Genomic DNA, 15,571 nt, shown 5'->3' with positions numbered 1-15,571 from the left:
CTGCTCAAATTCTCTTTTCTCTAAGTCTAGCCAATTGACGTAATTTAATTTCAAGAATAAGATTATGTTAGTTTTAGCTTGGTTTAAATTGTTTCATTAAAACAGGTTTTGGCTTCTCTTCTTGAGCATAATCATAATAATTTTTTCTAAATTCAAAAGATAATCATCAATTTATCTAAGATATGCAATCATTAAATATCGATTTCCAATCAATATTACAACCATTTCCAAACGCTTTAGATTTGATATAAGATAACATTCTTTTAAAAAAAGACAGCAAATTTTTAATATATCTATGGCCGTCCGTTTAACTCCTCCGATAACATTTAAATTAACCTGATAACTATGTTCTAAATCTGTTACGGCAAACAAATACATCATTAGTTCATCAATTATTCATCCTATGAAAGCGAGGAAACATAATAAAGCCACTTGGGATTTTTATGATTTGACTCATTATAATATCACTTACAGTAAGTAACTTTTTAAAAATTAACTATGCTACAACCTGCTCTAAAATTCAATTACTTAAAACATCATGCGGTAAAATGGAAATTACAGCTTCCTGATGTTCTTAACAATACCTTACAACCAGTTATATAAACATAAGCTACTTTTTTGCTCCATAGATGATTTGAATTGCACTACTACTATTGATAATAGTAGTGATAATTACAGCAAACGTTGGATAGTTAGACCCTTAAATAAATTTTATCACTTCTTTTAAAGTGGCCTCGGGGTTATCTAATAAATCAACGTAGGTATCTGCTACCTCAACAAGATTATGGGGGTCAGGATAATTATCTATTACCATACTTACTGCAATTCCTGATCTCCCACTTAATAATATATTTGGTAAGTGAACTGGAAAAAAAGAATTGGTTCTTGTAATAATCTAACATCAAAATAAAAGAATCTAGCATCGAAATAAAAGATCCAATTCAGAGTTCTCCCATCTTAAAGTTTAAATCATAACAGCCAAACATATAGAAAGAAAGTCGAGCTTCGGTATAAAACGGCATCATAACTGCGAATGATTTAGGATCCCCATCAAGAGCTCCCCATAAGTGTGCCCCTATTCATCTACAAAAGGATAGCGATTACAAGAAAAAAGAGGGGAAATAGTTATTGTGTTATTAAAAGCAAGAAGCACTTTCTGTATAACAAGTGGTTCCATTTTTGTGAGGATAAAATTTACCGATAACCTCCTCCTACAGTTTGCAGGGATTTTTTATACTGAGCACTCGATTGTAAATTTAATTTTGATACATTGTAAGGAATGTATTGTTACTCTAACTTTAAGTTTTTTCAAAAAATTCTGCTAAAAGCTGCTAATTAAAGGCTACTACTAGCTAATAAAATATATATTATTATCTCTCACAAAGAAATATATATGACTGGCTTAAGTCTCATAGGAGTATATAAAATTTCTAGACATTTGTCAGTTTTAACTTTTGCTATTCCTTTCTTATATAATACTTATTTATGATAAAAAAACAATTTTTGATATATGATTTTTGATATATGATATCAAAGTAATCTAAATCAAATCACAAAAACTTTATGTATAAACACTTAGTAATTTAACAAAAATACTTTTCTTAAATAACTTTTTATCTTTCCTCTGTTGTTAATAATTAAAAAGACATCCACGTTTTTAAAAGTAGTTAGACCCTACTAAGGCTATGCTTACCTGTATCTGTATTAAAATTTAAGTTAGTTGGAATATATATTAAAAACACTTTTTGCTAATTATAAATATGTCCCCCCCCAAAAAAACAAGCCTTTAATTTTTACTGTCTTTCAATTAAAGAATAGGAACATTTTAAAAGAAATTTGTGGGATAATACTTTATCTGCATCTAAATGGCAAAAATATTTTAGATTTCTCTTATGCAATAAAATTACCTCATCATTATTATCAACTAAGTTTTTCACAAAACAATTAAAAAATACTTACAATGCTTATAAAAAAATGCTTACAATATTTTTTGTATTAAGAGGTACAGTAAGTACAGTCCCCTATAGTTTATTACTTTTCGGTAGATGAAAAAGAATTTTATCTTATCTTTATGTTATCTAAGTATAATTAAATTCATCGTACAAAATAAATATGGATAATTATTATAATCTATAATCTTCACTAGTATTCGGTCTTCGATAAGGTCATTCTACAATGTCATTATTTTATATAGAAACCATATTTAATTAATCCAGAATTCAACCTCAAAACCTAGCAAAGGAACTTCTTGAACCACTTTTATCTCATTCTGAAATACAGAATAGTATTTAGGTATATGAGAGTAAACCATAGTGGAGAAGTATGTGCTCAAGCCATTTATCGTGGACAAATAATTTTATCTCGAAATTCAGTAGTCTAATCGCTGTTAGAAACAGCGACGAAGGAAGCAACCGATTATTTAATATGAGATCAAGATTACATAGAGGCATTGGAGGCATACTAATTATTTCAATATTTTTTGGTACATCAATGCCTTGCTCATAGGAGTATTAGTAGGTGCACCTGGAGGATCAGTGGATCCTTGGTTTTGTTGAAGAAACAGAAAAACAAGGTTAGGCACCTTTAGAAAATCATTTAAAAAACATACTTTTTTTAAAAATATACTTTATTGATTTTAAAAGCCAAAAAAATTATGGAACCAATGTAAAAAGATAAACTTTTCATAGTCAAAAAGCAAAATCAGCAGGGGCAGAAGAATTACCTGATACCATGAAAAAATTAATGGGACTCCATGTTAAAATTATGACAACTCTAACTTATTAGATTTAATATTAAAATTTTTCTCTGCCTAATCCTAAATTAATACTGCTCGAATCCCTTGAATTTCTTTTTGATAGTTTAAAGCATGAAACAATCCAGAGCCTACTACAAAGAAATTGGCTCCAGCTTTAGATACCGCTCCAATATTATTTACTTTTATTCCACCATCAATCCCAAGCATCGCCTTACTCTTCAATATTTCTAAGCATTTTTTTGTAACTATAATTTTTTCTAAACTTTTTTTTATAAAAGATTGACCTGCAAAACCTGGATTAACCGACATCAATAAAATTAAATCAACTTCTTTTAAAATATCGTCCGGTAACAACAATACCGATTGCTCTGGATTAAAAGCAAGTCCCTTTTTCATTCCAGATTGATCAATTAAAGTAAGTGTTTTCTCAATATTTTTTAATTTTTCGACATGGAAAGTAATTAAATTAGCGCCGGCATTCGCAAATGCTTTTATAAAATCGTTTGGATTTTCCACCATCAGATGCACATCAATAGGAATAGAAATTCCGGCTTTACGCAACGCTTCGCATACTACAGGACCAAAACTTAAATTTGGTACAAAATGGTGATCCATCACATCAAAATGAATATAGTCAACACCTGCTTCTACCACTTGCTCTACTTCTTCCCCTAAGCGAGCAAAATTAGCTGACAAAATTGATGCGGAAATAATTTTTTTTTGAAAAAACTCTCCGCTCATGCTATCCCAATTTAACTGATTGAAAAATAATATAATTCTTTCTTTTCATACTATTCCAGTAACTTTTCGAATTTGTTCGTAAGCATTTTTAATTTGTTGAGTCTTTTGAGTAGCCATTTTAATCATTTCTGGTGGCAATCCTTTTGCTATCAATTTATCAGGGTGATGTTGACTCATCAAGCGTCGATAAGTTTTTTTAATTTCAGAATCAGTAGCGTTCATAGTTAGTCCTAATATTTTATAGGCATCGTTTAAATGAACATGAAAATTGGATGGAGAGTTTTGATACTGTTGATAGTATTGTTCTTTGGCCTGAAAGGGTTGTTTAAATTGATGATATTGGCAATCTCGTATCTCAAGGCGTTCGCAAATGTATTGCAATACTTGTCGCTTATATTCACTCATCCATCTCCCATCCGCATAAGCCATTTGAATCTGAATTTCTAAAAACATTCGTAATAAAGCGGGTTGAAAAAAGCATGTATGCCGTAATTGATTGAGAACAACACCGATCTTGAAATTGGCTTGTTTACCCTCCGTAAATAAACGGATAGCTTCTTCTTTCATGTGATCATCTAAGCCCATCTGTTGCATTACATCACGAGCTTGACGAATTTCATTTTCAGAAACTCGGCCATCTGATTTAGCTACGAAACCCATTACACGGAAAGTGGCATTGAAAAATACTTCCTGAACTTTAGTTTTTGAGAAGCGATCAGAAGAAAGCGATTTTAACCACTGGTGAAACCAACCTTGATCGAAAATAATATGACCCAAAACCAAACCAGCAATAATCCCTACCGGGCCAGCCAAAAAAAAGCCCAAGAACATCCCAATGATTTTTCCACTCCAATTCATTATCTTATTAACCAATTAATTGCGTTAAAATTAAACGACCTTAGAAAGAAAAAAGCCATCATCAATCAGGGATGATAAAAAGACTAATCTTAAAGATAAGAATGAAGTTAATTAACACACGAACCCCTGGAATCCTGGAATTGCTAAGTTCAGAGCCTTTTCAGATGATTCTTTTATCAATCAATCTTATAGGAAATTAACATATGTTTCCCAACTTAACCACATCCCAATTTAACTCTGTTTTTACTAGTTCTTTCCGCCAATTAGAAAAAGGGTTTTTAGAACATCAAATAGATATTGAAACGTGGTTTCGTGAACAATGGTTAAAAACACCCCCACTTTTTTATACATCTGTAGACCTGCGTAACTCAGGATTTAAATTAGCGCCGATAGACACTAATCTTTTTCCTTCCGGCTTTAACAATCTAAATCCAGATTATATGTCTCTTTACATCCAAGCTGTACAAGCCACTATAGCGGAGATTTGCTCAGATGTCACACGTCTACTCATCATTCCCGAAAGCCACTCCCGCAATATGTATTATTTTGAAAGTTTAGCCATGCTCCAAGAAATTTTAAAAAACGCAGGATTTGAGGTACGTATTGGTTCATTGGATTCTTCGTTATCTGAGTTTCAAATTTATGTATTACCTTCAGGTCGTAAACTACGAATTGAACCTTTAAAACGAAAAAGAGACAAATTAGGAGTAAAGGACTTTTTCCCATCTTACGTCATATTAAATAATGACTTATCCGAGCAAGTCTCTGATATTTTTCAAAACCTTAACCAACAAATCATACCAACCCCTCAACTTGGTTGGGCAACTCGCCTGAAATCAAGGCACTTCACAGTTTATGGAGCTGTTTCCAAAGAATTTGCCTCTCTCATAAATCTGGATCCATGGTTGATTAGCACTTTTTTCGATCAATGTCCGGAGGTTAATTTTCTTAAAAAAGCAGGCGAAGAATGTCTCGTTAACCGATCTGAAGGTATCCTACACGCTGTTAAAAAAAAATATACTCAATACAATATTCCTGAAGAGCCATTTCTGGCTATTAAAGCAGATGCTGGAACTTATGGTATGAACGTGATGATGATTCAAAAACCCGAAGCCTTGCGTTACCTGAATCGTAAACAACGCACACGAATGTCTACTTCGAAAGGCGGCCTCCCCGTGACTAAAGCCATTATCCAAGAAGGAGTGTATTCTTTTGAAACAACGAAAGAATCAAATGCTGTAGCTGAACCTGTCATCTATTTATTCGGTCGCCATGTAATTGGTGGTTTTTATCGTATTCATAAAGGGCGCGGGCCTAAAGAAAATTTAAATACCCCAGGGATGTATTTTATTCCTATGGCATTCAACACTCCTTACAGTGCACCCTGTGAAACCAATAAGTTTAGCAACCAATTTTATGTTTATGGGGCAATCGCACGTCTTGCCGCATTAGCAGCAGCTCGTGAATTGGCATTATTTAATATTTAATAAGAGGGACTTAAAATGAAAATTGGCATCCTCATGGACCCTATCTCTAACATTCATATTTATAAAGATACAAGCTTTGCTTTATTACTGGCTCTTCAAGCAAGAAATTATAAACTTTATTACATGGAATCAACGGATATCTTTTTACGAAATAGAAAAGTACATGCTTTTATGCGCCGTCTTTATGTAAAAGATAATACCTCTTCATGGTTTAAGTTAAGCACCCCCTATATCCACCCCTTAAATTGGCTTGATATTTTTCTTATGCGAAAAGATCCACCATTTAATATGTCTTATATTTATTTAACGTATTTGCTAGAACTTGCTGAAAAAGATGGATTATTCGTAGTGAACAAACCAGCAAGTTTACGTGATGCTAATGAAAAATTATTCTCTAATTGGTTTCCTCAATGCATACCAAAAACTTTGGTTACCTCACGTAAGGAGTTATTACAACTCTTTCTCCAGGAACAGAAAGAAATTATCATGAAACCGCTTGGAGCAATGGCAGGTAAATCAATTTTTCGATTAACCACTCAGGATCCTAATGTCTTTGTCATTATTGACACCATGACAGACAACGGAAAACAACTCGTCATGGCACAGAAATTTATTCCAAGCATTAAAGATGGCGATAAGCGAATTATTTTAATTAATGGTACACCTATTCCTTATGCTTTAGCACGAATTCCATCAAAAGGTGATTTTCGTGGAAATTTAGCAGCAGGTGCTATAGGAGTAGGACAAGAACTGACTAATCGCGATCAATGGATATGTCAACAAGTAGGGCCAAGCTTAGCTCAAAAAGGCCTTTGGTTTGTTGGCCTTGATATAATTGGAGATTATTTAACAGAAATTAATGTTACCAGTCCCACCGGGATTCGAGAATTAGAAACTCAATTTAAAATAAATATCGCAGAACAATTCGTCGATTTTTTAGAAAAACAATTTAAATATACACGACAAACTTACTGAGAGTGAGAGAATGCCTGATAGTATCGCTGTTACTTACCTAGATGAATCACGTCAACAATATGCAGAAAAACTTGCAATTGCATTAAACTTAGATTTGGTAACCCCTACTACTAAAAATTATCCAATTTTATTGACTGTCACACCTGTTCGTATTGAACTGCGTTTAACCGATCTAAAAGCACCGGGTCCTGTATATGTAGATTTCCTTAAAAAAACCTTGGATCATAGACGCTTATTTAAAGGCGACTGTACTCAATTAATCACTCGTGCTGTTAAATTAAAACCGTATTCTCACCTGAATATTTTAGATTTAACAGCAGGCTTAGGTAGAGATGCTTTAATTCTCGCTACTCTTGGATATAACGTAACTATGCTAGAACGTAATCCCATTATCGCTACATTATTAAAAGAAGGTTTAGCTCGAGCTCAAACAACTGACTGGTTTAAGACCTTAAAATTAAAATTAGTTGAAACAGAAGCACAAAGTTATCTTTTAAAACCTAACACTTCTTACGATGTAATTTATATGGACCCTATGTATCCCATTCGAAAAAAATCTGCTCTCGTAAAAAAAGAAATGCGTGTACTACGTCATGTAGTAGGTCAAGATGAAGATGCACCTCAACTCTTAGAGATCGCTTTAAAGAAAGCGAAATATCGTGTCGTTGTTAAACGTCCAAGATTAGCCCTTACATTAACAAATACCAATCCTACTATATTTTACACAGGTAAAAGTAGCCGTTTTGATGTTTATATAATTTAAAGCAGTCTTCAAGAAGTCTTCACACTGTAAAAGAAGAGCCGCAACCACAGGTAGTTTTTGCATTAGGGTTACGAATTACAAATTGAGCACCACTTATATCTTCACGATAATCAATTTCAGCACCTTGAAGATATTGGAAACTTAAAGGATCAACTAATAACCTTACTAATCTTCCTACTGAACCATTTTCACCATATTCATTCTCTTCTTCTTTGATCTCTAAGGTTTTCTCAATAACCAAATCATCGGAGTGTATACTTTCATCCAAAGTAAATCCATATTGAAATCCTGAACAACCACCACCAGTAATAAAAACACGTAAATTTAGATGAGGATTATTTTCTTCATCAATGAGTCCTTTTACTTTAGAAGCTGCAGCCTCAGTAAAAATTAGAGTAGGCTGTTTTTTTTCAGGGGAAAGTCGTACTAAATCTATCATACGATCAATTATTAAATTATTTTACCTTACTGTCAATGAGCTAATTTTTTCAAATTTTCAGTTAATCTATACCTATACTTAAAGCCTAGATTTAGAGATTTTGGAGGATTATCCTCATCCCAAAAGGATGATCTTATTTCTTTAGACTTACTAACCCCCCCTTGGTACAATATAGCACATCTTCTAGAGACTCGTTATATATTATTCTTTGTGCTTTTAAATTTATCTGCTTTTTTCCCGACTACAATGTTTTATATATCAGGATTAAGCGGAAGCTCAAATTACTAAACAATTTAAAATTATGAAGCAAAAAACTATTTGAGATATTCATGAGACCCTATACTATTTTAGTAACTGTCTTTAGTTGATAGTGACTTCTCTGGGATTTAGTTTATTTGAGATTGAGCCAATTATTTTATTTATTCCTATACTTTAGGGTGTATATCAAATTAGAATTAGTAATATTTTTTGTAAATTTTTTATTTTATTTGTCTAAATGTATCTATTAGATTTTAAAAACGCCTATAATCTACCTTAACTATACGCATACTAGTTTTACTACTGATTTAATAACATTTGAACATTATTTGGTGTTTGATAGTATCTCTAGATTAGCTATTTTTAACAACTTTACATTTCAATCATTTCAAAATCTGATTTCATCGCACCACATTCAGGGCAAAACCACTCTTCGGATAAATCGTCCCAGTACGTTCCGGGAGCAATACCATCTTCAGGCCAGCCTTTTTCTTCTTCGTAGATAAAACCACATAATAAGCACATGTATTTTTTATATGGCATAATAAAATACTTGAAAGTACTAAAGTGAATGACTGACTCACTTTAGTGTGTTTTTTTTCTTTGAGCAACCTTACAATGATATACTAAGTGAAGTTAATTTACCAGTACAGGCCTTTCTACACTCTGTTAAGAGAAGAAAAAACAACCCCCCCACTTTTTTCTTAAGAAAAGATACAAACCTAGGATACTCCTCCTACTCACAACACGCTTTATATACCTCTCTCCTAGGGAATTTTTTTGCTTAAAATAACTATTTTGTTGATTAGGTAGGCTTTTATAAGCTTCAAAGAGATGGTTTTTAACCATACCTCCCCCACTCTTCTACAGCAATTATCTAAATGGATCTCTAGGAATTCATTTAAAATGGGCTGAGCTTTAGCGCGTTACATATGAAAATGAACGATCTTGGCTATTAATCCCATAAAAGTCTATAATTCGCTCTATTGAGAAGGAGCGTATAATCAAAATCAACTTTGCCTATTAATCGCAATATTGAGGTTACACTATACTATACTAATTGAACTATACTGAAATAGCCTCCCTCCGAAGGAAGTTTTAGTAAACAAAATCAAATTATCAAATTTTAGGGAAGAAGGTAAGGATACACGGAACTGTTATACCATGATCTTTTTGTAAAAACAGAATTTTTCCTTCCTCCCTGCGGGCGAACACTTTACTTTAGGAAATTTGAGCATCCTCTCAAAGATGCTCATGATATCCTACCTTTTAAGATACTTTGATAAAAACCTTTCATGACTAAAACTCTCTAATTTCGCTTTTTAAATTATTCCTTCATAAAATTTCGACCATTATCGTATTACTTCATTATCGGTAATATTAGTTTAATTCCTGGAATATTTAAATTTCTTTAAAAGGCTGTAAGAGTCTATTTGAGTAAGCCGTCTCCCATATACCCCCCCCTAACAAAACCCCACCCATTATAGGCGACACCAGCTACCTTCTTAAGATTTAAGAAGGTAATAACACAAACTTTCGTGTGAAACAGAGTCAGTTTTCGCAGTCCTATACAAATAAAATCAAACTGGGATATCTTGACTGCACTATGCTAAAAATCTTTGAAAGAAGAACAGCAGAATACTTTATTTCTATAGGTGCTTATGAGGTGAAAGGATCCCATAAGGGGCACACATATAAAAAAAACTTATATTACAAAAAAGATTATATAGATTATATTTACTCTCTAAAGAATCTATATTACCACACAGGAGAACCTTAATTTTATTAACACTATTGCATTGTAGCTCTTTTTTAGTAGACTAATAATTTATCCACTTTAAAAAAAGTGGAAAAAGAGAATTTTTTTAGTTTTGAAAAAAAATAACACAACCCTTAATCCTCAGTATGTTAATATTTAGTAACACTAAAAAATTTCCTTTACTGCTAATTTTTGTTACTATATTTTTAATTTATTTAGTATCACTTAAAAACAAAAGATAATTGCTACAAATCAGTACTATTTTAAAATAATAAATTATTTCCCATAATTTTTTATTAGGTAATGATTTATAAAAACTTTTATTAGACGCCTTCAGTATTTAAGTCAGGATTAATAGTTTCCGCTCATTAATAATGACATCAACCAAACGTTCAAATCAGTTGAAAGAGATTGTCAATGATTTTAATTATTCAGAGACAGAGTTAATATGTTTACCTCATCTTCAATCCCCCCTAACTAACTGAAGATCTTTTTATATTTATTATCATAATATTTAATGGAGTGTGTTTTTAGATAATGACCAATAGTTATGCGAATTTTTAATTCTAGAAGAGATACAGGTAGGTTAAAAGTAGTTAGATATTTCAAAAACAATAATTATTCAACTAGTTTTGATCACTTCAACCTAAAGATTATTGTCCTCTATAAGGAATCGCAAATAACATAACTACTATAAATTCTTAAATGATTAGTAATAAATTTAAAATCTAGGCAGAGATTACTAATTCTCAAAAATTTTTACAAATAACCAAAAAGTCAGGAAATATCTCAAAGTATATTTTTGAATTTTATAAGCAAGCATCTGCTTCAAAATTACTAGTAAACTTCCAAATAAATTTTTTCTTACCTCTGTGATTTCTGATTTAATCTCAAAAGCTTTGAAAATTTCAAAAAATAAGGATTAAAATTTCTAAACATTACGATCTGATCTAATCTTTATAGTAAGCCATTTGAATAGTGAAATCAGTATAGTACAATTTCTTTACAAAACAAAAAAATTAAAAATTTATATATATAACCTTCGGACCCTGATTTACTTCAGGCTTTTATTTAAGTTTGGAGAGAGAACCGTCAAGGATGAGGTCCAAACTAAAATAAATGTTCATCGTATTTAGAATTATCTGTATCTACTGAAGCCCCTCCTAAAGGCATTAATGATGGAACAGAAGAAAATTTTGTAGGCGCATAACGTTGGCGAAATATTTCAAATATCGCATCAGACTGATTTGGTGCAGCTAAACAACCTGTATGGGGGTCTATGCGAACCATTACCATGCCAGGAGGTTGTGGCATAGTAGCTTCAGGTTGACCTTGAAGAGCTGCACGCATGAAGTTAACCCAAATGGGCAAAGCGGCTTGGGCCCCATATTCGTACAATGGGTGCATATTATCGTATCCAACCCAAACTGTTGTCTCTAAATTAGCGTTGAACCCAGAAAACCAAGCATCAATTTTATCGTTTGTTGTCCCCGTTTTCCCTGCCAAATCTCCGCGGTTGAGCACTTTTGCACTATAACCTGTACCATAACGAATTACATCATGCAAAGCTTGAGTAATCAAATATGCATTTTGAGGAGTGATAACTTGAGGTGCCGCCATAGGATTAGGTACTTCCTGGACTGGGAATGTTGTTTGAGTCACGCAAACCCTATATGCTTGTAATGGATGGGCTTGATATAAAATATGCTTCCATTGATCTTGAATTCGAGTAATAAAATACGGATTAATACGAAAGCCACCATTGGCAAAAAGTGCATAACCCCGTGCGATCTGTAAAGGTGATAGGCTTGCCGTACCTAAAGCTAATGAAAGAGAGTGAGGTAATAAACTAGGATTAAAACCAAATCGTTCCAGATAATGAATCGCGTAAGAAATACCGATTTTTTGCAATAACCGTATGGATACCAAATTCCGAGACTTGATTAAGCCCATTCGAATTGAAGTAGGACCATAAAACTTTCTTGTGTCATTCATGGGTCTCCATAAACTATTTTCACCTGAGTCCGAAATAACAACAGGTGCATCATTTACTATAGTAGCCAACGTATATCCTTTAGCTAAAGCAGCTGAATAAAGAAAAGGTTTAAAATTTGAACCTGGTTGACGCTCAGCTTGAGTAACACGATTAAAACTGCTGTGCCCATAATCAAATCCCCCCACTAGCGCTAATAAAGCCCCATTTTCTGGATTCAAAGCTACTAAAGCTCCTTCTACTTGAGGAATTTGGGTCAATCGCCATTGGCGTTTGTGCGTTTGAATCACCTCAATAACATCTCCTTTTTGTAAAATATCGCTCGCTTGAACAGGTGCCGAACCTACATAGCCCTCTTCTAAAGCCGCTCTGGCCCAAGACAAGTCTCTCCAGGAGAGAGTGACTATCTGACCATTGGCCAAGAGAGCCTGGATACTATGAGTCCCTACTAATAGGACTGCTGCTGGAAAAATACCATCGACGATAGGTTTCTTCTGTAATGCTTGGATCCACCTTAATCGATCAAAAGTACCCAAGTTTTCTTGAGATTTACGATATCCATGTCGTTCTTCATAAGCAATTAATCCATCTCGCACACACCGATTTGCTTCCTCTTGGAGTTTTGAAGACAGTGTTGTATAAATCGTTAACCCCCGATTATAAGCCTCTTCACCATATTTATCTATCACCATTTCTCGAACCATTTCAGCCACATAAGGTGCTTGCACCTGAGTGATAGCCGCATGATATTTTGCCATCATCGGGGCTTTAATAGCTTTTAAATACTGCTGTTTCTTAATAAAACCTACTTCATACATACGGCTTAGTACATGATTTCGTCTTTGGAGAGCCGATTCCGGATTATCCATGGGATTATTTCGAGAAGGGGCTTGAGGTAACCCTGCAATCATTGCCATTTGTGGTAACGTTAATTGATTTAACGATTTACCATAATAAACTTCAGCTGCAGCTGCCACTCCATAAGCACGATTGCCAAAATAAATTTTATTTAAATACAATTCAAGGATTTTATCTTTGCTAAGTTCCTTATCAATCTTTAAGGCTAACAGAATTTCGTTAATTTTTCGGGAATAGGTTTTTTTACGAGTTAAAAAGAAATTACGCGCGACTTGCATTGTAATGGTGCTGGCACCTTGAGAACGTTCGCCTGTTATAATTACTGCTTTTGCCGCACGAATCATTCCAATTAAATCAATACCAGGATGTTTATAAAAACGTGCATCTTCAGTGGCTAGTACGGCATTAATTAATGGTTTGGGGACTTGATCTAAAGTGACTGGAATTCGCCTTTTAGCGCCAAATTGGGCGATTAGTTTTCCATCAGCCGTATAAATCATTAAAGGGATTTGTAAATGCACATCACGCAAGGTTTTCACATCCGGCAACTGCCATTCCATATATATATAAAAGACCGCAATGATTAAAACAGCCATACAAAAAAAACTAAAAAAAAACCACATTGTCTGGCTAGTAACATGACGAACTTTATTCATGTGGGAAATTTTATCACACATCTCAAGCTCTGTATTCTACCGTTTATCAAGAAAATTAGACTTTATCCATCATATTTTTTCACAAAACTTCAAATTTTAAACGGTAGATATTAATCTTAGAATTCAGGAAATTTGTAGGGATTATTATGGCGCGCACACTCTTTTAAATTTACTTTCAAGTAAAGTATCAAGTACAGTTATTTTCAATACTCACATAAGTATTAATTAAATTAGACTCATAAATTTGAATATCGAGGCAAAATAATTTTTTTTAATAAAAATATACTAAAATATAGTATGAATAAAACCTTACCTAATTTATATATTTAAATTTAACATTTCCTGATAATAAAAAACACAACATCATCTAGAAAAAATAATGTTATAAGTTTGCATTATAGAGACTATAGATAGACACTACAGAAGATACTAGAGAAATCTAGTACGATTCTTAGCCATTTCATACATAATTCTTTCAACCATTTTATTTCCATTAAATCATTAAAAAATCTATAGTCAATGAAATGAGAATAGTTAATGCAAATGCGCAAATAAAATGAATTACTTTTGGAGAGTTAAAAGTATATTACACATTACATCTCTATTGAATGTAATAAATCACTTCTTCATACCGGTTAGATTTATTTTATTTAGATCATAAAAATATTTACTTTTACGCTTTTAATCATAAATGATTACTGTATTTTACACGGTATCATATTTTAACCACGATACACACATTCTTCAAAATTTGCAATTTTATTATCAGTTAAAATGACAATATCGAGTAAAACAATATTTTTACTTGATAGATCATTTAGATACCAAAAAGAGTGAATCCTCTAACATTGAATCTCCGTAATTTAATCTAAAAATAGTCTTAGAAAACAACTTCGAGAATCTCTTTTGGATAACCATTTGCTACAACAATCTGTGGTTTTTAAAAATGACTATCAAAAGTTTTCCCATCCTAAAGATAAACCTTATAAAGGAAAGGTTATTTTTTAAATTTAGTATATTGTTAGTGAGTATTCTAATTGAATAATAAGTATATTAAGATTATTTAAGGTGTACATGTTAGTTTATTCAAACTATCGCATACAGCAAAAGTATATTCCCCCTATTTAATAGGGCATTAAAAAATTTAGCGATTGTACATATCCATTTACGTTCTTCTAGAAACATTCTGAAAGAAGAATAATATTTTTAAAGAAAATTATTTAAGCACTACTTACTTATAATATATCTTAACTCGCTTAAGCGTCTCACACATCATTACTAGAAAATCTAAAGAATGATTTTTAAAACCAACTCTGTCCTAACTTTTTTAAATATAGCACCTAAAAATTTTCTAAAGTTTCATTTATTTTTTTACTTATATAATTCAAGAATACTATTTTTATCACATGTCATCAAATTACTTACTCTAATAATAGAGACCTTTTTAACGATAATGTATATCTTAATAACAGATTACTTCTTATTATTATTTTGATTACAATTTTATTACTATTAAGATCTTGATAAAGGGTATCAAGAGAAATAATTATAAGTTACTCAGATTAAAAATTTAAATTTCAGCAAATGTAGTCTTATTTATAGATTGCCGCCATTAAAAGATTCAGTGGACACTAATTCATTTAGTGCCCTTCTTACCACAGAAGCTTAAAACATATTTATGACTACTTTCATATGAAATCTAAAGAACGAGAAAAGAGTAAATCATTTTTTAATCAAATCGTTTGCAAAAAAGAGATTCGCTTACAGAAAATAAATTGTTAAATTTGAGCGCCTTGCTTAGAAAAATGTTTTGATATTGTCTGAACTTATTTCTCATATCTCAATTATATAAGTTTGAACTTTAAATAAGCATATTGTTTTACAATACACGGTTAATCATGATTATCATGAACGCTTGCTTATGGCAAGAATTATTCCTTTAAATTTACTGAATACCTTTTTGCCCGATATGGGAAAAACCATGCTTTTTTTTACCAACATTATCTAAACCTTGATCTTTTTTAATGCA

At 32.3% G+C, this 15,571-nt stretch carries 10 protein-coding genes; 4 read left to right on the top strand and 6 right to left on the bottom strand.

Annotated features, from left to right (window positions below; genetic code table 11):
- Window positions 1–171: 171 nt before the first annotated feature.
- Window positions 172–381, bottom strand: a complete 210-nt coding sequence (locus tag CLERM_RS01290; protein ID WP_145996288.1) for a hypothetical protein — start codon at window positions 379–381, stop codon at window positions 172–174.
- 1,915 nt (window positions 382–2,296) lie between these two features.
- On the opposite strand from CLERM_RS01290, the gene CLERM_RS04205 reads away from it, so the two are divergent.
- Window positions 2,297–2,380, top strand: coding sequence for a demethoxyubiquinone hydroxylase family protein (locus CLERM_RS04205; RefSeq protein WP_102156801.1), 84 nt, complete (start codon window positions 2,297–2,299; stop codon window positions 2,378–2,380).
- 435 nt (window positions 2,381–2,815) lie between these two features.
- Here the strand turns inward: CLERM_RS04205 and rpe are convergent, their stop codons facing one another.
- Both rpe and djlA read right to left on the bottom strand, forming a co-directional pair.
- Window positions 2,816–3,496: a ribulose-phosphate 3-epimerase gene (gene rpe / locus CLERM_RS01280; protein ID WP_102156800.1), complete on the bottom strand. Its 681-nt coding sequence runs from the start codon at window positions 3,494–3,496 to the stop codon at window positions 2,816–2,818.
- A gap of 45 nt (window positions 3,497–3,541) precedes the next feature.
- Window positions 3,542–4,354 (bottom strand): co-chaperone DjlA, encoded by an 813-nt coding sequence (djlA, locus tag CLERM_RS01275; protein ID WP_102156799.1) that lies wholly within the window; start codon window positions 4,352–4,354, stop codon window positions 3,542–3,544.
- Between the two features lie 203 nt (window positions 4,355–4,557).
- On the opposite strand from djlA, the gene gshA reads away from it, so the two are divergent.
- Genes gshA through CLERM_RS01260 form a run of 3 tightly spaced genes read left to right on the top strand, consistent with a single transcriptional unit; the run spans window position 4,558 to window position 7,579 of the window.
- The gene (gene gshA / locus CLERM_RS01270) at window positions 4,558–5,841 is read left to right on the top strand and encodes a glutamate--cysteine ligase (RefSeq protein ID WP_102156798.1); all 1,284 of its coding nucleotides are present in this window, start codon (window positions 4,558–4,560) and stop codon (window positions 5,839–5,841) included.
- A 15-nt stretch (window positions 5,842–5,856) separates the two neighbouring features.
- Entirely contained in the window at window positions 5,857–6,816 is a 960-nt protein-coding gene (gene gshB, locus CLERM_RS01265) for a glutathione synthase (RefSeq protein WP_102156797.1), read from the top strand.
- Between the two features lie 10 nt (window positions 6,817–6,826).
- Window positions 6,827–7,579, top strand: coding sequence for a class I SAM-dependent methyltransferase (locus tag CLERM_RS01260; RefSeq protein ID WP_102156796.1), 753 nt, complete (start codon window positions 6,827–6,829; stop codon window positions 7,577–7,579).
- A 19-nt stretch (window positions 7,580–7,598) separates the two neighbouring features.
- On the opposite strand, the gene erpA is transcribed toward CLERM_RS01260, so the two are convergent.
- The 3 genes from erpA to CLERM_RS01245 all read right to left on the bottom strand — a co-directional run bounded on the left by erpA (window position 7,599) and on the right by CLERM_RS01245 (window position 13,542).
- The gene (gene erpA, locus CLERM_RS01255; RefSeq protein ID WP_102156795.1) at window positions 7,599–8,018 is read right to left on the bottom strand and encodes an iron-sulfur cluster insertion protein ErpA; all 420 of its coding nucleotides are present in this window, start codon (window positions 8,016–8,018) and stop codon (window positions 7,599–7,601) included.
- A 630-nt stretch (window positions 8,019–8,648) separates the two neighbouring features.
- Complete coding sequence (locus CLERM_RS01250; protein ID WP_102156794.1) at window positions 8,649–8,819, bottom strand: rubredoxin; 171 nt, start codon at window positions 8,817–8,819, stop codon at window positions 8,649–8,651.
- 2,326 nt (window positions 8,820–11,145) lie between these two features.
- On the bottom strand, window positions 11,146–13,542 hold the full coding sequence (locus CLERM_RS01245; RefSeq protein WP_102156803.1) for a penicillin-binding protein 1A: 2,397 nt from the start codon (window positions 13,540–13,542) through the stop codon (window positions 11,146–11,148).
- Window positions 13,543–15,571: the final 2,029 nt, after the last annotated feature.

It is taken from the genome of Coxiella-like endosymbiont (assembly GCF_002871095.1).
Taxonomy (GTDB): domain Bacteria; phylum Pseudomonadota; class Gammaproteobacteria; order Coxiellales; family Coxiellaceae; genus Coxiella.
Note: the sequence above shows the minus strand (reverse complement) of the source record. Positions and strands in the feature narration are given on the sequence as shown.

Excerpts from the sequence above, each read along its gene's own strand:
- CLERM_RS01260 (WP_102156796.1), top strand. The coding sequence starts at position 6,827 with ATGCCTGATAGTATCGCTGTTACTTACCTAGATGAATCACGTCAACAA.
- CLERM_RS01245 (WP_102156803.1), bottom strand. The coding sequence starts at position 13,542 with ATGAATAAAGTTCGTCATGTTACTAGCCAGACAATGTGGTTTTTTTTT.
- gshA (WP_102156798.1), top strand. The coding sequence starts at position 4,558 with ATGTTTCCCAACTTAACCACATCCCAATTTAACTCTGTTTTTACTAGT.
- gshB (WP_102156797.1), top strand. The coding sequence starts at position 5,857 with ATGAAAATTGGCATCCTCATGGACCCTATCTCTAACATTCATATTTAT.
- CLERM_RS01250 (WP_102156794.1), bottom strand. The coding sequence starts at position 8,819 with ATGCCATATAAAAAATACATGTGCTTATTATGTGGTTTTATCTACGAA.
- erpA (WP_102156795.1), bottom strand. The coding sequence starts at position 8,018 with ATGATAGATTTAGTACGACTTTCCCCTGAAAAAAAACAGCCTACTCTA.
- CLERM_RS04205 (WP_102156801.1), top strand. The coding sequence starts at position 2,297 with ATGAGAGTAAACCATAGTGGAGAAGTATGTGCTCAAGCCATTTATCGT.
- CLERM_RS01290 (WP_145996288.1), bottom strand. The coding sequence starts at position 381 with ATGATGTATTTGTTTGCCGTAACAGATTTAGAACATAGTTATCAGGTT.
- rpe (WP_102156800.1), bottom strand. The coding sequence starts at position 3,496 with ATGAGCGGAGAGTTTTTTCAAAAAAAAATTATTTCCGCATCAATTTTG.
- djlA (WP_102156799.1), bottom strand. The coding sequence starts at position 4,354 with ATGAATTGGAGTGGAAAAATCATTGGGATGTTCTTGGGCTTTTTTTTG.